The following is a 17,199-nucleotide window of genomic DNA, read 5'->3' as shown; positions in this document are numbered from 1 at the left end:
ATATGAAAAGATATATACTACTCACATGCTCCCTGTTTTTTACAATATTATACATCCCGGCTCAGGTAGGGATTAATACACAGAATACACAGGGAATATTCCATCTCGATGCCACAGGAGACGATGCCGCATCCGGAACAATTACCGCTGCTCAATCGGTGAATGATATACTGATCGACAATACGGGAAATGTCGGAATCGGAACCCTTGCACCAACAGCCCGCTTACATCTGAAATCGACCGCTCCGGGAGAGGCTTTCCGCTTGACAGACGGAACACAAGGCGAAAACAAAATACTCATGGGAGATGCAGATGGTAACGCATGGTGGGGTATCACAAAAGGGCTCGGAGGTTATATCATTAATCTGGCTCAGGGAACATATACTTTTCCCAACGGGACAGCGGTAAGGTTTCCTTTAAATACAACTGGCAATCAAATAGCAATATCCAATGACGGCTCATACGCTTTTATGTTCCGGAGCAATGTAATGCTGATGAAGACAGGAATGTTGGAAACAGACAACACTACCATGCGGTCGCGACAAGTCGATGTCCGTTATGAACTAGTCAGAAGCAGAACCGGAGTAGCCGATGTGATTTGTCAAACGGTGGATGCCAAACCATTTATGCAGATATTTGATTATACGACACTTTATGTGTCTTTGATTGCTACGGATATACTAAAAGGAGATTTCCTGTATATCCGTATTACATTCTTAGGGAATGCAGATACGGATTCTTCATCCTTGTATTTGCTACTCGATTATAATACCACTTACAGCTCTTATAGCCACGAGGCCTTCAATATGAGTTCTGTTATTTTTTATCAATTATAAAGATTCTATTAATATGCGAATTATGTTCTTTTGGGCAACCGTGATTGCCTCTTCTATATATAGTACTTTTATCCGGTCTCAGATAGGAATACAGACTGATTTTCCAAGAACGCTGTTTCATATAGACGGAGCAAAGGATAATCCACAAAATTCAAACTCTGCCATAACGGTGGCGCAGCAACAGAATGATATAGTTATCGATAGTAACGGAAGGTTGGGTGTAGGTACTATATCACCGGAAGCAAAACTGGATATAGAGCACAGCAAGGATATAACGGGAGATGAATATGGCTTAAAGTTAACCCCCGGGTATGGAGGCCCTGCAATACTCGTTTTAGAAAACGACGGACAAACCGTGCAGTGGGAGGCTAACCCATCTTTGGGGCAATATGCCCAGTTTCAGGTACAACCAACTGTGTTTCCGTATGCTACGTATGAAACAGTTCTATTGACTAAGTTAGACGGATCCCTATCATTATCTGGAAGTGATAAGATAGTGATACCAACGGAGGGGCGTTTCCTCCTGAATCTTGATATGATGGGATTAACAACTTTAGGTTCAGGGTTTGCCACATATCCGCTTCCGGTCCAGGCAAGTATATACATATACTTATATAGGTACAATGCATCAACCGGAACAACAGAAGAGGTTGATGTCATAGAGCATTATATGGCGATAACTCGAGTGACTGGCGATTATATGGCATTTTCAACAGCACTGTATGCGGGATACTGCCACCCGAACGATTATTTATATATTGTATTTAGAACTGCAGTAGCTTATGAGCTCGATGGAAATTATGCAGTTACTAGTGATAAGCCTTGTATTGTCACAATATATAACATATAAACACTAAAAAATAAAAACAATACAAATTAACAGGATGTAGAAATCCGGAACTATTCACTATTTTATAACAAAACGGATAGGCTTTGTAGAAAACACAAAAAGTATTCGGATGGAAAGCAGGTTTAGGTTATAAATAATCAATGTTATGGTGATGGAATGGAAATCACGAGGAAATATGCTTACGCCTATTGATTATGTGTTTGCAGGGATGTGCCGAATATATTTATCTATACTAAAGAGATAAAGAAACAGAAACGAAGAATGAAAAATAAAAAAAGTAAATTTTGTGTCACTTGTCACTTTATGGTGAATAATTGCCTGTATAACAGGTTGTAAGCAGGGTGACAAAAGTGACACGGATGTCACCCTTTTGTCACCTTCCATAATGAATAAATATAAAATAACTAAAGCAATATAATATAATGATAATGTATTTTAATTACACACTTTTAAACTTACTGTGCAGTTTAGGGGATTATCATAATTTTTTATGACAAATTGATAATTTTAATATCTTAAATTGTTCTGTTAATTGAAAGTAAAATTTTAAATTTGTAGTACCTTTTGTAAGGCTAAAAAATACAATAGAATTCATTATATTTTAAGACCGTTTTCGGCTAAGAAAATATTCGTTTTCGGTCTTTAACTTTATATACATAACTATGGGAAGAGAAATCAAATTCAGTCTCGTTTATCGTGATATGTGGCAATCGTCAGGTAAATATCAACCACGTGTTGACCAATTGACCCGTATTGCTCCGGTGATTATTGATATGGGCTGTTTTGCGCGTGTTGAAACCAATGGGGGTGCTTTTGAACAAGTAAATCTTATGTACGGCGAAAACCCGAATAAGGCCGTACGTGAATGGACTGCTCCTTTCAACGAAGTAGGTATCCAGACACACATGCTTGAGCGTGGATTAAACGGTTTGCGTATGAATCCCGTACCGAAAGATGTACGCCAGTTGATGTTTAAGGTAAAGTGTGCACAAGGAACTAACATTTCTCGCTCGTTCGACGGATTGAACGATGCCCGTAACTTAGAGCTTTCAGTGAAATATGCAAAAGAAGCCGGGATGATTTCCCAAACGGCTCTTTGTATAACTCACTCTCCTATACATACGGTAGATTATTATGTGAATTTTGCTGATAAGCTGGTAGATTTTGGAGCAGATGAATTTTGTTTGAAAGATATGGCAGGTGTTGGACGTCCTGCTTTCTTAGGCAAACTGACCAAAGCTCTTAAAGACAGACACCCTAATATACCTATCGAATATCACGGACATACAGGTCCCGGTTTCTCAGTGGCTTCTATGTTGGAAGTTGCCCGTGCCGGAGCTGATTATCTCGATGCAGCTATTGAGCCTCTATCTTGGGGTATGATCCATCCGGATATCATTACATTGCAAGCCATGCTGAAGGATGCAGGTTTTTCTGTGCCAGAAGTGAATATGAAAGCTTATATGGAAGCCCGTGCTCTGACACAAGAATTTATGGACGACTTTTTGGGATACTTCATTGACCCTTCAAACAAGTTGATGAATTCTTTGCTTATCGGTTGTGGTCTACCCGGAGGTATGATGGGATCTATGATGGCAGACTTGCGAGGAATGCACTCGGCTATCAATATGGCTCTTCGTAACAATGGTAAAGCAGAAGTTTCGTTAAATGACCTGGTTATCCAGTTGTTTGATGAAGTTGCATATATTTGGCCTAAACTCGGTTATCCTCCATTAGTAACTCCATTCAGCCAATACACTAAGAATATTGCTTTGATGAATATCTTCTCAATGGCTCAGGGACAACCTCGCTTCTCTAATATCGACAAAGATAGCTGGAACATGATCTTAGGAAAAGCCGGTCAGCTTCCGGGCAAACTGGATGATGAGATTATGGAACTGGCAAAATCTAAAAATTTGGAGTTCTATACAGGTAACCCACAAGATGAGTATCCTGACGCTCTTGATTCATTCCGTAAGGAAATGGATGAAAATGGATGGGAATACGGACAAGACGATGAAGAATTGTTCGAATTAGCTATGCATGACCGTCAGTATCGCGACTATAAGTCGGGCTTGGCAAAAGAACGTTTCAATGCCGAATTAGAGAAAGAGAAAGAGAAAGCCAATGCACCTATTATCTCTGTGCGTCCTGTAGTTGAAGTTCCTAACTTCGATGTAGAGAAGGTAACAGAGAAATATCCGAATGCTCAACCTGTTCAGACTCCGGTTTCGGGTCAGGTTATCTGGCAGATCGATTTGGCAGATGCATCTACAGCTCCGGTTGTAGGAACTCCGGTTAAGGAAGGAGATATTATCTGTTTCATTCAGGCTTATTATGGTATTGAAGAAGTGAAAGCTTTAAAATCGGGTAAGATTGTTCAGATTGAAACCAAACAAGGTGATAAAGTTCAAAAGAACCAGATATTAGCATTTATAGACTAATCGAAGTTTTATATATCTAAATAAAAACCGGACGCCTTTTTTAAGTGTCCGGTTTTGTTGTTTATAAGAGAAGGTCATTTTTATTAAGTCTTGATTGATTCTTTACTCAGTAGATAAAAAGTTAATATCTTATTTTCTCAGGGCTATTTTGTTATCTTTGCATATCCATATATACAGGGTAATACGAATGATATTAGAGCGGCTATCAATACTCGATTATAAAAATATAATACAGGCAGATCTGTCTTTTTCATCAAAATTAAACTGCTTTTTAGGCAATAACGGGATGGGGAAGACTAATCTTCTGGATGCTATTTATTATCTCTCATTTTGTAAGAGCCACAATAACCTGATAGATTCTCAGAATATAAAGCATGATGCCGATTTTGCCCTTATACAAGGATATTATTTAGAGAACGAAGGGAAGGTCGACGAATTCTTTTGCAGCCTCCGCCGCCGTCAAAAGAAACAGTTTAAGTATAATAAAAAGGAGTACGAAAAGTTCTCTGATCATATTGGACGGCTTCCTTTGGTTATGATATCACCGTCCGATTCGGAACTTATAACAGGAGGCAGTGAAGAGCGGCGTAAATTTATGGATGTAGTATTGTCTCAATTCGATAAAGAATACCTCCAATCCCTTATCCGTTATAATAAAGCTTTGCAGCAACGTAATGCCTTATTGAAATCCGATATTCAGGCTGACGAATCATTATATGAGCTCTGGGAAGAGCAACTCGCAGCAGAAGGTCAGATTATATATACCCGTCGTCAGCGATTTATACAAGAGTTTATTCCCACATTTCAGTATTATTACAGTTTTATCTGCCAATCTAATGAAGAGGTGTCATTGGCATACGAATCCCAGCTATCGGAAGGAAGCTTGCTTGGTTTATTGAAACAGAAGCGAGAGAGAGACAAGATACTCGGGTATACAACAGTAGGCGTCCATAGGGATGATCTGGATATGCGTCTTGGCGAATATTCTATAAAAAAAGTAGGATCGCAAGGTCAAAATAAAACTTACATTGTAGCGATGAAATTGGCTCAGTTCGATTTCTTGCAGAAGTCGCAACAGATAACACCTATTCTCTTACTCGATGATATTTTTGATAAATTAGATTCATCCAGAGTAGAGCAAATTGTAAAATTAGTTTCAGGAGAAAATTTCGGGCAGATATTTATTACAGATACCAACCGGGAGCATCTGGATGAGATATTGAAAGGTATTAATAGCGACCATCATTTATATGAAGTAAAAGGAGGAGAAATCAGCCGTTTGTAAAGTAATGAGAAATGAGAAAACGTAATACCGAAAGTTTAGGAGAAGTCATCAGGCAGTTTTTTGAGGAAAATCCTTTTATCCGAAGAAAATTGGCAGAAAGCCGTGTTATCTCCGGATGGGGTAAAATATTAGGTACTTCGGTTTCATCTTATACAACGAATATCTATTTCAAGAACAATATATTATATGTGCAACTCTCTTCGTCGGTATTAAGGGCTGAACTTATGATGAATAAAGAACGGATAATACAAAATCTGAATACCCATGTCAGCATGGATGTTGTACAAGACATTGTATTTAGATAAAAAGAATATAAGATTAATTATAAATGATAACAACAGAAAGAGAAATCACCGAAGAGACATTTCGGCATACATTGCCCATTCAGATTCGGTTTAATGATGTGGATTCGATAGGGCACATTAATAACAATATTTATTTTAGTTATTTTGATTTAGGGAAAATCAATTATTTCGAAAATCTCAAAGCGTCTTATGTAAGTTGGATCGACGGCATTATTGTTATTGCGCGTATTGAAGTTGATTTTATAGCACCGGTCTTCTATAAAGAGGATATTGTAGTGGATACAAAAATAGTAAGAGTCGGAAATAAGAGTGTGACCCTTTTGCAACAAATACGAAATAGTCTTACCAATGAGATCAAATGCCGTTGCAACTCAGTGGTTGTGACATACAATCCGAAGGAGCTGGTTGCGATGAAGGTTCCTCAGATATGGAAGGAATCGATAATAGATTACGAAGGGCTAGATATAAAATAAAATAATAGCCTCTGATCTTTTGATCAGAGGCTATTTGTGTCATATAAGTTTTATTAGTAAGAGTGTACGCTTACTTAAATGTTTTAGATATATTGTTTCAGGTCATTAACCCAAGCAGTTATACGTGAGTCAGTTTGATCATATTCGTTGTCTTCGTCAATAGCCAGACCCACAAATTTACCATCTACAACAGCTTCCGAATCATCGTATGTATAACCGTCAGTAGATACAGCGCCTACAATCTCCGCTTTCTCCTGGATAGCATTATATATTTGCGCCATTCCGTTTACAAATGTGTCTGAATAAGAAGAACTGTCTCCCAGACCAAATAAAGCAACCTTTTTACCTGAAAAGTCTAATGCTGCAAATTTAGTAAGTATAGAATCCCAGTCATCCTGAAGATCTCCGTAACCGGTTGTAGAAGCTCCCAAAATCCAGAGATCGTAAGGCTTTAATTGATCAAGGTTTAGATTTGCAATATCATACAAATCAGCTGCACCTAATGCTTTCTGAATTTTCTCAGCTATATCTTTAGTCGCTCCTGTTGAGGTTCCGTAAACTATTGCTATTTTGCTCATGATTTAATTTGTTTTTTAGTCTTTATAAAAAAATACTGTTATTTAGATTGATTTCAAATAATAACAACAAAGTTATTGATTAGTTTTGCATTTCAGAAAATTTTCGGATTACGGACAAAAAAAGGGGTAGATTTATTAATCTACCCCTTATATACTGTTGAAAAACAGGCTTAATCGATCTCGTTTAAACTATTATCGATTGTATCTATTTTTTGAACAATTAAGTCAAGTTCATTCTTTAAATCTTGAATTTTATGTTCCATATCTTTAAGTAAGCCTCCGGAGCCTTTCGATACAGATAAAAATCCCATATTATTTTCGTATGTCTGTAAATCGGATTTAACTTTATTGAACTGATACATCAGTTTCTCACGTTCTTTATATAGGCGACCTTTAGGTTTATCCGATTTGGTAATATCATCAAGGTTTGACTTGAAAGACTGGAAGCGTCTTTCGGACTTGCCCATCTTTAAACGGTCGAACTGAACATCTAATGCAGCTTGGTATTCTTTGTAAATCTTGTCTTTTTCTTTGAATGGAACAAAACCAACTGCATGCCATTCATTCATGTATTCACGAAGAGTTGACATCTCGTCCGAAGAACCTGCTTGCTCCAGATTCTTAACTTTTTCGATAATGGCTTTTTTCAGCTCAAGATTAGTGGTTTCTTCTTCTTTTTGAGACGATGAGTTCTTATTCTTTTGTTCGAAGAAATAGTCACAAGCCGATACGAATTGTTTCCAAATAACGTCCGAATATTTTCGGGGTACAGGCCCGATGGTTTTCCATGTTTTCTGTATCGCAATAAGTTCATCAGCCGTTTTCTTCCAGTCAGTGCTATCTTTCAAAGATTCAGCTTTTTCACATAAAGCCCGTTTCTTTTCAAGGTTAGCATCCATTTCATCTTTCTGGTGTTTGAAGAATTCTGCTTTCTTTTCGAAGAATGTGTCGCATAAAGCCCTGTATTCTTCAAATATCTGGTTGTTGAATTTACGGGGAACAAAGCCAATGGTTTTCCACTTGGCTTGCAGGTCGATAACCTCTCTACTCTTTTCGTCCCATGTTTTAAATGAGTTGAGAGTAGAGTAATCTATTGTTTTCAGCGTTTCGCAAATTGCAGTTTTCTCAGCCAGATTGTTTTCTTCCTGACCTTTAAGTAGTTCGAAATGAGCCTGGTGTTTTTTGTTGATCTCAGTAGAAGCGGTCTTAAAGCGCTCCCAAATTTGCTCGCGCAATTCCTTGGCAACCGGGCCTATTTCTCTCCATTGCTGATGGAAATTTTGTAGCTGGTGAAATGCCGAAACAACATCCGGTTCGTCTTGCAATTTCTCAACAGCCTCACAAATGGCAGTTTTTAGGTCAAGGTTCTTTTTGAAATCATAATCCCTGAATTCGTTATTGATCTTGATCAGATCATAAAATTTTTCGGAATATGTTTGATATGATTTCCACAGTTCATTTATTTTCGCTGCCGGAACTTGCCTTATTTCGTTCCACTGCTGTTGCAGATCCTTGAACTCTTTATATAATTTATTAAAATCGTCGGTACTTTCAGTCAGATTCTTCAGAGAATCTATAATCCGGTACTTTTTAGCGAGATTTTCTTCCTTCTCTTTTTCCTCTTCGGCCAATGCCAGAGCTCTCTTTTCTTTGATCTGGTTCAGGAGTGTTTTCAATTCTTCTTCCAGTGGATCCAATGGGGCAATAAAGGAGTCGGATTCGCCTCCATCCGCTATGAACAGATTCTTGAGATTCTCGTTTTCGCTAGATTTAAGTTTGTAAAATGCATGCTTTAAACCCTCAGTTTCGTTTCTGGGAGGCACATGCTCGTGTTTTGATAGTTCTTGGAGTTTAGTTATAATATCTTCTTTAGTCAAAGACTGGTAGTCCGGCGTTTGAAGATCATTAGTAGTTTCTGCTTGCTCTGTGCTGGCAATTACATTTGCCTCTTCCTCAGAGTTTAATGCAGGATCAAGATTCTCGTTCATAATAGAGTAAATTAGGTTCGGTATTCCACTTCGTTGAAGAAACAATTCCTATTATTTGTATATAATTTTCGGAAATAAAAACAGGTTGTTCTTATAATAAAATATCAATATCCAAAAATACAGATCGTTTCTTTAAATTCTAATAACACAAATTAATAAATTTTTTTTCGTATTCCGGCTATTTATCTTTTTCTTTTTTGTATTTAATCCGGTTATTTAGTGTAAAAAAATACACTTTTGTCATATGTTTGTCCGTTTTGGGTTTCATATTATACATTGGTTTATTTTTTGATGCGTTTCAAATCAAAAAACCGCTTGATATATTATCTTTGTGATTAAATCTAAGCGGTAATAAATATTTAATAATACTTTTCTGAACTATAACTGTTTGTTGTTGTACTTACCAAAAGAATAGATTAGGATTGAGGACTTAATTAAAAACATAAAGTTATGAATGAAATAATAATAAATTATAATGATTCGAAAGCACAAAAGACTTTACTTCTGATAGTTGGAGGTTATATTGCCTTATTTGGGCTATATATATGTGTAAAGCAGGCAATCTCCAACGTATTTTTATTTGATTTTTATGCCGGGTTACTGGCTATAGTCTTAGGGATAGTTCTCGTTCTGAATGTAACAATCTGGGCATCGAAGCCTGTTTTAAAGCTAAATTCAGAGTCAATCTATGTAAAGATGCCGGAACAAAAAGCAGCATATCTTTCGGAATGGATCAATATTAAAGAAGTTGCGTTTGGCATCAGTTACCTGAAAATGTCAGAAACGGATGGTAAAATCTATACCGTAGATATCAGTGGTTTGAAGTACAATGACCTGAAATCGATAAAAAGTAAAGTTGTTGAACTCTGCGAATCGAAGAACATCCCTTATAAAAATGATTAAGAATCGAAGACTATTCGATATGCAACCGGAAAGCTTTTATACAGTTCTTCCGGTTATTTAATTTATTAAAGAGTCTTAAAGGACGAAGACGCATTGAACCTTACATTGTATCTTTGTTGTTAATTAGAGAAATTAAGGTTTTGGAGTTGTATGAAACTAAGTCGAAAGCATTTAGCGATACATGTCGGTAGGGGGGTAAAATATACAGTATTAGCTTCTAATATTCTGTTTATGCTGCTGCTTATATTATCTACTTATGCTACTTCGGTTTCTCCCTTCGACTATGTACTGGTATCCTATCTGGGCATGGGATTTCCTATCTTGTTGCTTATCAATTTTTGTTACCTGTTATTATGGTGCATTTTTCTTAAGTGGAAATTTGCTATCCTGCAAATTGTGGTATTCCTGTTTTGCTGGCAATCAATAGATACATACATACCGACAAATTCGCGGGTTGAAGACGTTCCCGAAAAAGCATTTAAGATAATGTCTTATAATGTGCGTGGTTTTAATTGGTTAACCGGGGAAGAAGCCCGGGAAAACCCGATTCTGCCATATATAGTACATAGTGGTGCTGATATTATTTGTATGCAGGAATTTGCCGTAGACACTAAAAAGGATATGGAAAAGATTATATCCCTGGCTGAATTTGATGATGTCATGGTAGATTATCCTTACCGTACCATTATCCGGTTGGGAGATACGATCAGTTCTACGATGTATGGTCTTGCCTGTTATTCAAAATATCCGATCGAAAGAGTTGCCCGGATTCCAATAGAGAGTGCTTTTAACGGATCGGCTATGTATGAGATAAAGATAGGAAAGAAGTATATAACTATAGTGAATAATCACTTGGAATCCAACAGGCTGACTGCTGAGGATAAAGAACTCTATAAAGAGCTGGTTGTAGATCAGAGAAGAGATAGGTTAGGTGCCGTAACCGAAAATATCCGTAGCCATCTTGATCCTGCATTTAAAACCCGTGCTCTTCAAGCTAATATTATTGCAGACTGTATACGGCTACAAAGAGGAAAGACTGATGCCATGATTGTCTGTGGCGATTTTAATGAGCCTCCTATTTCGTATGCTTATCAAAAAATAAAGGGCAACTTTCTGGATGCCTATAAATACACCGGATCGGGTATCGGGATTACATACCACGAAGACGGATTCTATTTCCGGATCGATTATATTATGCATAGCCTTAATCTACAGGCTTATAATTGTACGGTAGGTACTGTTAAGTATTCCGACCATTACCCTATCTGGTCGTGGATTAGTTTCAAGTAAAAACTTTCACATAAACACATCATCGGGATGAAAATACTTCTATTAGGAGAATGTAGTAACATGCACTGGACGCTGGCACAAGCTTTGCGGCAATCGGGGCATGATGTAACAGTTGCTTCTGACGGTAGTAAATGGATGGAAAATAACCGCGATCTGGACTTAACCCGTAATGGATATAGCTTTAAGGATTCGTTGCGATATATATGGCATTTATTCCGGAATTTAGATAAACTGAAGGGATATGATATTGTACAGATAAAGAACCCTTTATTTATTGATATGAAAGCCGACCGTAACCTATGGTTATATAAGTATCTGAAACGGAATAACGGAAAAGTGTTTTTAGGAGCATTCGGCACTGATTATTATTGGGTAAGCGCTTGTTTCGATCGTAAGACATTCCGGTATTCTGATTATTTTATTGGTAATGAACCGAACAATATCGAGATAGCAGTACAGCTTGCCAAAGAATGGCAAAGCAAAGAGAAAAGGCAGCTAAATGAATATATCGCCGATACATGTGATGGAATTATAGCTTGTTTGTATGAGTATTATGCAGCTTACAAACCTTTGTTCGACGGAAAACTCACATATATCTCCGAGCCCGTAAACACACAAGAACTCACATTTATAGAGAAGAGTGTGGTAGACGACAAAATCCGCTTTTTTATAGGTATACAGTCCGATCGGCATCAATTGAAAGGGACGGATTTACTGATGAAATGCCTGAAAGAAATTCATCGTAAGTATCCGAGGGAAGTTTTGATCAATAAAGCAGAAAATGTTCCTAACAAAGAGTATTTGAAGTTAATGGCCCAATCGGATGTTTTGTTAGATCAGGTATATTCTTATACTCCCGGAATGAATGCTTTGACAGCAATGGCACAAGGGCTGGTTGCTGTTAGCGGTGCCGAACCCGAAATGTATACATTGTTGGGTGAATCCCTAAATATGCCGATAGTCAATGTACATCCGGATGAACAGGATATCTTTGATAAACTGGAAAAGATTGTCCTCCAAAAAGAAAGGTTACCGGAACAATCGGCTGCCAGCAGGAAGTTTGTTGAAAAACATCACGACTCCTTTATGATCTCCCGCCAATATCTTGATTTCTGGAATAAGTAAAGAAAACTATCATTATTTAGTTAATCTATCCGATTTTCGAACATTTAATACCTTTCTGTAATCCTATATTTCGCTTTTTGGTTAACTTTGCTTCATAAAACAGATCTTATGAAGAAATTATTTATTGCGTCAGTCGCTTGGGTGGCTGCATTTTCGCTATCTGCTCAAACAGAAGCAGAACAGGCAGGTTATCAATTTTCGGTGGTAAAAGAAAATCCGATCACATCTATTAAAAATCAGGGAAGCAGTGGTACTTGCTGGAGTTTTTCAGGAGTAGGTTTCCTCGAATCGGAATTACTGAAAGCAGGAAAAGGTGAACACGATTTGTCTGAGATGTACATAGTTCGCCGTAACTACGAAGACAAAGCCCAGAAGTATATCCGTCTGGATGGTGCCCTTAATTTTTCACAGGGAGGTTCGTTTGCCGATGTTATAGAAACCATCAACGAATATGGTGTTGTGCCTAACAGTGTAATGCCGGGAACAAATTATGGCGAAACAGGTCATAAGCATGGCGAAATGGCAGATGGGCTTACCGGTTATCTGGAAGGTATTCATAAAAAAGGAAATAAGAAATTCTCGACAGCTTGGTTTGCCGGATTTAAAGGGATTCTGGATGCATATCTCGGAGAGAAGCCCGAATCGTTTACATATAACGGAAAGAGCTATACACCACAAAGCCTGGCTAAAGAATTAGGTTTGGACAGTAATAATTATATTTCTCTTTCATCATTTACCCATCATCCTTTTTACGCGCCTTTCGCAGTAGAAGTTCCTGACAACTGGCGATGGGCACTGTCCTATAATGTGCCTATGGATGAAATGATTCAGATTATGGATAATGCTATCGAAAAAGGATATACTATAGCATGGGCTACAGATGTGAGTGAAACAGGATTTACCCGTAATGGCATTGGTGTATATCCGGATGATAATGCGCCGGAAAATATAGGATCTGATCAGGCACACTGGCTGGGGCTTTCTGCAACAGAGAAAGTATCGTCTATGAGAAAGAAAATAGAAGAGGGGCCTGTTAAAGAAATAACAGTTACTCAGGAGATACGTCAGGCCGGATTCGATAATCAGGAAACGACTGATGATCATGGAATGCAAATCTATGGAATTGCAAAAGACCAAAACGGAACTAAATATTACATGGTGAAAAACTCATGGGGCGAAACCGGAAAATACAAGGGCATCTGGTACGTGTCCGAGACTTTTGTGAAATATAAGACCATAAGTTTTGTTATAAATAAAGATGCTTTGCCTAAAGATATTGCAAATAAACTGAAACTGTAAAATCGCAGTTTATTAGACAAGGATTAAAATACCGGGATGTGTGGCTATCACACACATTTCGGTATTAATATATCTGTTTCTGAGTTTTTTTATATAGCTTTGTAAGCATTTTTTTAAATCTTTCACATATGAGCCCCAAAGTCAGAGTACGCTTTGCTCCCAGTCCTACCGGTCCCTTACATATAGGGGGTGTGAGAACTGCACTGTACAACTATCTTTTTGCAAAACAACATGGCGGAGATTTTATACTCCGTATCGAAGATACCGATTCACAACGATTTGTTCCCGGTGCCGAAGAATATATAATAGAGGCTTTAACATGGCTGGGGTTAAACTTCGACGAAGGAACTCATGTCGGAGGTGCATATGGGCCATACCGCCAGTCGGATAGAAAAGATATCTATAGGAAATACGTAGATCAGCTACTCGAAAAAGGCGCAGCTTATATTGCATTTGATACACCGGAGGAATTGGAACAGAAAAGACAGGAAGTTGAAAACTTTCAGTACGATGCGTCTACCAGAAATCAGATGCGCAATTCCCTTACATTATCGAACGATGAAGTACAATCTCTTATTGCCAACGGAACGAATTATGTAGTCCGCTTTAAGATAGAGCCCAATGAGGATGTTGCGGTAAATGACCTGATCAGAGGGAAGGTCGTTATTAACTCATCGGAACTCGATGATAAAGTGCTGTACAAATCAGCCGATAAGCTACCTACCTATCATTTGGCGAATATTGTCGACGATCATTTAATGGAGATCACACATGTAATCAGAGGCGAAGAGTGGTTACCCTCCGCACCTTTACATGTTTTATTATACAGAGCTTTCGGTTGGGCCGATACTATGCCTCAGTTTTCACATCTGTCATTGCTGTTGAAACCGGATGGCAAAGGTAAATTGAGTAAACGTGACGGCGACCGTCTTGGTTTTCCTGTATTTCCACTGGAATGGAAAGATCCCAAGTCCGGCGAAATATCGTCAGGATATAGAGAAAGCGGTTACTTGCCCGAAGCAGTAGTCAACTTTCTGGCTTTACTCGGGTGGAATCCCGGAAATGATCAGGAATTAATGTCTATCGACGAACTGATAAAGGTTTTTAATATTGAAAAGTGTAGTAGAAGCGGGGCTAAATTCGATTTCGAGAAAGGAAAGTGGTTCAACCATCAGTATATACAGTCAGCGTCTAATGAAGTAATAGCCCGTTATTTTGAAAAATATCTTCTGCAGGAAGGTATTCATTCTCAACCGGACTATGTAGAAAAAGTAGTAGGCTTGGTCAAAGAACGCGTGAGTTTATTACCGGAGCTTTGGGGGCAATCATCATTTTTCTTTGTTGCCCCATCCGCATATGACGAAAAGACTGTCAAAAAGCGCTGGAAAGAAGAAACTCCGGCTCAATTAACAGAATTGGGTGAGGTGTTGTCAGGTATATCTGATTTCTCATCAGAGAATCAGGAGACCATCGTGAAAAAATGGATTGAAGATAAAGGTTATCATCTAGGTAATATTATGAATGCTTTTCGTCTGGCAATAGTAGGCGAGTCGAAAGGTCCGCATATGTTCGATATCACAGCTACAATAGGAAAAGAGGAGACTTTGAGCCGATTGAAGACAGCCGTTTCAACCATAGAATATAAAGCATAAGCATGTATAATTTTGTAATAGGTCTTTACGCGCTTATTGTCAATCTGATATCGCCATTCCATCGCAAAGCGCGCCTGATGGTCAAAGGACATAGAGAGGTATACCATAAACTAAAGGATAAAATAGATTCTAATGCCAAATACATTTGGCTGCATGCTGCATCATTAGGAGAGTTTGAACAAGGCCGGCCGATACTGGAAAGAATAAAGGCTGATCATCCGGAATATAAAATTCTATTGACTTTCTTTTCTCCTTCCGGATATGAAGTTCGTAAAGATTATGATTTAGCGGATATAGTTTGTTATCTGCCTTTCGACAGAAAAAGCAATGTAAAGCGGTTTTTGAATCTGGCGAATCCGGCTATAGCAGTATTTATAAAGTACGAATTTTGGTACAATTATATAAATCAGTTACATAAGAGGAATATACCGACATATATGATTTCGGCCATATTTCGCCCGAACCAGATATTTTTCAGATGGTATGGAAAAGCATACGGGAAAATATTGTCATTCTACGAGTGTATCTGTGTTCAGGATGATAACTCGAAAGAATTACTTGCCGGTATTGGTGTTAACAATGTAGAAGTATGCGGAGACACCCGATTTGACAGGGTGCTTGATATCAAATCCAAAGCAAAATATCTGCCTATAGGTGAAGCTTTTTCTAAAGATAAAGACGGAAACAGGCAATTGACCCTCGTTGCGGGTAGTTCATGGCCTAAAGATGAAGATATCTTTGTTGAGTATTTAAATAATAATCCTAACCTTAAGCTAATAATAGCTCCTCACGAAATACACGAGGCTCATCTCAGCTATATCGAAAGTATACTGAAGCGCCCTTCTGTCAGATATACCAAAGCTACACCGGAAAATGTACAGCAGTTCGATTGCCTTATCGTAGATACATTTGGTCTGTTATCATCACTTTATCGGTACGGCTCAATGGCCTATGTCGGTGGAGGTTTCGGGGTCGGTATTCATAATGTACTCGAAGCGGCAGTCTATAACATTCCGGTTATATTCGGACCTAACTTTAAAAAATTCAGAGAAGCTAACCAATTATTGGAAACAGGAGGAGGATACTCTATCCACGATGCTGAGACCTTTGAAAGCCTTATGGATGAATTTCTCGAATATCCTAAAGTGTTGGAAGCTGCTGGTAACCATGCCGGCGAGTATGTCGAACGTAATGCCGGAGTGGTTGACCGCGTGATGAAGATCGTTAAATTTGACTAGGTCTTTGCCTCTCCCGATATATATAATGATAATGAAAAAGTTTTTTTTATTGTTATTGGTAACTGTCTTTACTACTTGTTCACTTTTTTCTCAGATAAGTTATTCCGGTTTTATTCATAAGTATCCCATACAAGTGGTTATGTATCCCTATTCGGATGGGGTCGTAAATGCCTTTTATGCTTATGACAAATATGACGAACCAATCATTGCTGACGGCAGATTTGATACGGAGTCAGAAGAACTAATTCTAAAAGAAAAGGATAAAGAAGGGAGAGTACGGGCAACATTGACTTTCGAAGATTATAGCGAAGGTAGTGCTGTATTATCCGGAACATGGAAGGATACCCAAACGGGAAATGAATTGAATATTCAATTGACCAAGAGCTTTGATATCGGCTATGGAGAAGAACTCGAATGGGAATCAAAGGAATTACTACAATCTGTTTCTTTATATGATAAATATTTTAAAATAATAATATCGAAGCAAAAAGACGATTTCTATGCACACGTATCGGGGCTGAAAATATTTGAAAAGAGAACCGATAAATTACTTCAATATATAGAGCTTGAATGCCAGCTTATGGGGATTAACTGTCTTGAAGTAGATGATTACAATTTTGATGGCGTAGCAGATTTTTCGGTATTTGAGGCAAGTTATGCCGGACCTAATACCTCCAGATTATATTTTCTCTTCGATCCTAAAACAGGAGAATACTTTTTAAGTGATATCGGAGGTGTTTCGTTAGACTTTGATCACGAAAAGAAGAGAATTTATGAACATAATCAGTGTTGTGCCGGTCGAAACCATATGAATGCTGAATACAAATTGGTAAACAATCAAATGGTTTTAGTAAAAAAGACCTGTGTCGAATATAATGAAGACGTGGAAGATTTTATAGAGGTTAATTGTGATTAAATCTTCAACTCTTTAAC

15 protein-coding genes are annotated in these 17,199 nt (G+C 38.0%); 13 read left to right on the top strand and 2 right to left on the bottom strand.

Annotation, left to right across the window (positions count from 1 at the left end; genetic code table 11):
- Positions 1 to 2: 2 nt before the first annotated feature.
- The 6 genes from BUC12_RS07635 (at position 3) to BUC12_RS07610 (ending at position 6,193) form a co-directional block, all read left to right on the top strand.
- On the top strand, positions 3 to 836 hold the full coding sequence (locus BUC12_RS07635; RefSeq protein WP_062184100.1) for a hypothetical protein: 834 nt from the start codon (positions 3 to 5) through the stop codon (positions 834 to 836).
- Positions 837 to 849: 13 nt separating this feature from the next.
- A complete protein-coding gene (locus BUC12_RS07630; RefSeq protein ID WP_139262027.1) occupies positions 850 to 1,686 on the top strand; it encodes a hypothetical protein in 837 nt (278 codons plus the stop codon).
- Positions 1,687 to 2,348: 662 nt separating this feature from the next.
- On the top strand, positions 2,349 to 4,130 hold the full coding sequence (locus tag BUC12_RS07625; protein ID WP_062184095.1) for a biotin/lipoyl-containing protein: 1,782 nt from the start codon (positions 2,349 to 2,351) through the stop codon (positions 4,128 to 4,130).
- A gap of 187 nt (positions 4,131 to 4,317) precedes the next feature.
- On the top strand, positions 4,318 to 5,415 hold the full coding sequence (gene recF / locus BUC12_RS07620) for a DNA replication/repair protein RecF (protein WP_062184092.1): 1,098 nt from the start codon (positions 4,318 to 4,320) through the stop codon (positions 5,413 to 5,415).
- A gap of 11 nt (positions 5,416 to 5,426) precedes the next feature.
- Positions 5,427 to 5,720 (top strand): DciA family protein, encoded by a 294-nt coding sequence (locus BUC12_RS07615; protein ID WP_062184090.1) that lies wholly within the window; start codon positions 5,427 to 5,429, stop codon positions 5,718 to 5,720.
- Between the two features lie 23 nt (positions 5,721 to 5,743).
- Complete coding sequence (locus BUC12_RS07610) at positions 5,744 to 6,193, top strand: acyl-CoA thioesterase (protein ID WP_062184087.1); 450 nt, start codon at positions 5,744 to 5,746, stop codon at positions 6,191 to 6,193.
- Between the two features lie 83 nt (positions 6,194 to 6,276).
- On the opposite strand, the gene BUC12_RS07605 is transcribed toward BUC12_RS07610, so the two are convergent.
- Both BUC12_RS07605 and BUC12_RS07600 read right to left on the bottom strand, forming a co-directional pair.
- Positions 6,277 to 6,771 (bottom strand): flavodoxin, encoded by a 495-nt coding sequence (locus BUC12_RS07605; RefSeq protein WP_062184085.1) that lies wholly within the window; start codon positions 6,769 to 6,771, stop codon positions 6,277 to 6,279.
- Between the two features lie 170 nt (positions 6,772 to 6,941).
- Complete coding sequence (locus BUC12_RS07600) at positions 6,942 to 8,759, bottom strand: DUF349 domain-containing protein (RefSeq protein WP_062184082.1); 1,818 nt, start codon at positions 8,757 to 8,759, stop codon at positions 6,942 to 6,944.
- Between the two features lie 450 nt (positions 8,760 to 9,209).
- Here BUC12_RS07600 and BUC12_RS07595 point away from each other — a divergent pair, with 450 nt between their 5' ends.
- The 7 genes from BUC12_RS07595 (at position 9,210) to BUC12_RS07565 (ending at position 17,182) form a co-directional block, all read left to right on the top strand.
- Positions 9,210 to 9,662 carry a hypothetical protein gene (locus BUC12_RS07595; protein ID WP_062184080.1) on the top strand — a complete coding sequence of 151 codons (453 nt, stop codon included), beginning with the start codon at positions 9,210 to 9,212 and terminating at the stop codon, positions 9,660 to 9,662.
- Between the two features lie 150 nt (positions 9,663 to 9,812).
- Positions 9,813 to 10,952 carry an endonuclease/exonuclease/phosphatase family protein gene (locus BUC12_RS07590; protein WP_062184076.1) on the top strand — a complete coding sequence of 380 codons (1,140 nt, stop codon included), beginning with the start codon at positions 9,813 to 9,815 and terminating at the stop codon, positions 10,950 to 10,952.
- A gap of 27 nt (positions 10,953 to 10,979) precedes the next feature.
- On the top strand, positions 10,980 to 12,077 hold the full coding sequence (locus tag BUC12_RS07585; RefSeq protein WP_062184073.1) for a glycosyltransferase family protein: 1,098 nt from the start codon (positions 10,980 to 10,982) through the stop codon (positions 12,075 to 12,077).
- Positions 12,078 to 12,185: 108 nt separating this feature from the next.
- Positions 12,186 to 13,376 carry a C1 family peptidase gene (locus BUC12_RS07580; protein WP_062184070.1) on the top strand — a complete coding sequence of 397 codons (1,191 nt, stop codon included), beginning with the start codon at positions 12,186 to 12,188 and terminating at the stop codon, positions 13,374 to 13,376.
- Positions 13,377 to 13,504: 128 nt separating this feature from the next.
- Complete coding sequence (gltX, locus tag BUC12_RS07575) at positions 13,505 to 15,028, top strand: glutamate--tRNA ligase (protein ID WP_062184067.1); 1,524 nt, start codon at positions 13,505 to 13,507, stop codon at positions 15,026 to 15,028.
- A gap of 2 nt (positions 15,029 to 15,030) precedes the next feature.
- Positions 15,031 to 16,266: a 3-deoxy-D-manno-octulosonic acid transferase gene (locus BUC12_RS07570; protein ID WP_062184066.1), complete on the top strand. Its 1,236-nt coding sequence runs from the start codon at positions 15,031 to 15,033 to the stop codon at positions 16,264 to 16,266.
- Positions 16,267 to 16,297: 31 nt separating this feature from the next.
- Positions 16,298 to 17,182 (top strand): XAC2610-related protein, encoded by an 885-nt coding sequence (locus tag BUC12_RS07565; RefSeq protein ID WP_201780497.1) that lies wholly within the window; start codon positions 16,298 to 16,300, stop codon positions 17,180 to 17,182.
- Positions 17,183 to 17,199: the final 17 nt, after the last annotated feature.

Origin of the sequence: Indolivaga macrotermitis, assembly GCF_900128985.1 — a bacterium.
Taxonomy (GTDB): Bacteria; Bacteroidota; Bacteroidia; order Bacteroidales; family Dysgonomonadaceae; genus Dysgonomonas_A; species Dysgonomonas_A macrotermitis.
Note: the sequence above shows the minus strand (reverse complement) of the source record. Positions and strands in the feature narration are given on the sequence as shown.

Bases quoted from the DNA above. Each gene is read 5' to 3' on its own strand.
- BUC12_RS07625 (WP_062184095.1), top strand. From the start codon at position 2,349: ATGGGAAGAGAAATCAAATTCAGTCTCGTTTATCGTGATATGTGGCAA.
- BUC12_RS07570 (WP_062184066.1), top strand. From the start codon at position 15,031: ATGTATAATTTTGTAATAGGTCTTTACGCGCTTATTGTCAATCTGATA.
- BUC12_RS07630 (WP_139262027.1), top strand. From the start codon at position 850: ATGCGAATTATGTTCTTTTGGGCAACCGTGATTGCCTCTTCTATATAT.
- BUC12_RS07595 (WP_062184080.1), top strand. From the start codon at position 9,210: ATGAATGAAATAATAATAAATTATAATGATTCGAAAGCACAAAAGACT.
- BUC12_RS07610 (WP_062184087.1), top strand. From the start codon at position 5,744: ATGATAACAACAGAAAGAGAAATCACCGAAGAGACATTTCGGCATACA.
- BUC12_RS07565 (WP_201780497.1), top strand. From the start codon at position 16,298: ATGAAAAAGTTTTTTTTATTGTTATTGGTAACTGTCTTTACTACTTGT.
- recF (WP_062184092.1), top strand. From the start codon at position 4,318: ATGATATTAGAGCGGCTATCAATACTCGATTATAAAAATATAATACAG.
- BUC12_RS07590 (WP_062184076.1), top strand. From the start codon at position 9,813: ATGAAACTAAGTCGAAAGCATTTAGCGATACATGTCGGTAGGGGGGTA.
- BUC12_RS07585 (WP_062184073.1), top strand. From the start codon at position 10,980: ATGAAAATACTTCTATTAGGAGAATGTAGTAACATGCACTGGACGCTG.
- BUC12_RS07580 (WP_062184070.1), top strand. From the start codon at position 12,186: ATGAAGAAATTATTTATTGCGTCAGTCGCTTGGGTGGCTGCATTTTCG.
- BUC12_RS07615 (WP_062184090.1), top strand. From the start codon at position 5,427: ATGAGAAAACGTAATACCGAAAGTTTAGGAGAAGTCATCAGGCAGTTT.
- BUC12_RS07635 (WP_062184100.1), top strand. From the start codon at position 3: ATGAAAAGATATATACTACTCACATGCTCCCTGTTTTTTACAATATTA.
- gltX (WP_062184067.1), top strand. From the start codon at position 13,505: ATGAGCCCCAAAGTCAGAGTACGCTTTGCTCCCAGTCCTACCGGTCCC.
- BUC12_RS07605 (WP_062184085.1), bottom strand. From the start codon at position 6,771: ATGAGCAAAATAGCAATAGTTTACGGAACCTCAACAGGAGCGACTAAA.
- BUC12_RS07600 (WP_062184082.1), bottom strand. From the start codon at position 8,759: ATGAACGAGAATCTTGATCCTGCATTAAACTCTGAGGAAGAGGCAAAT.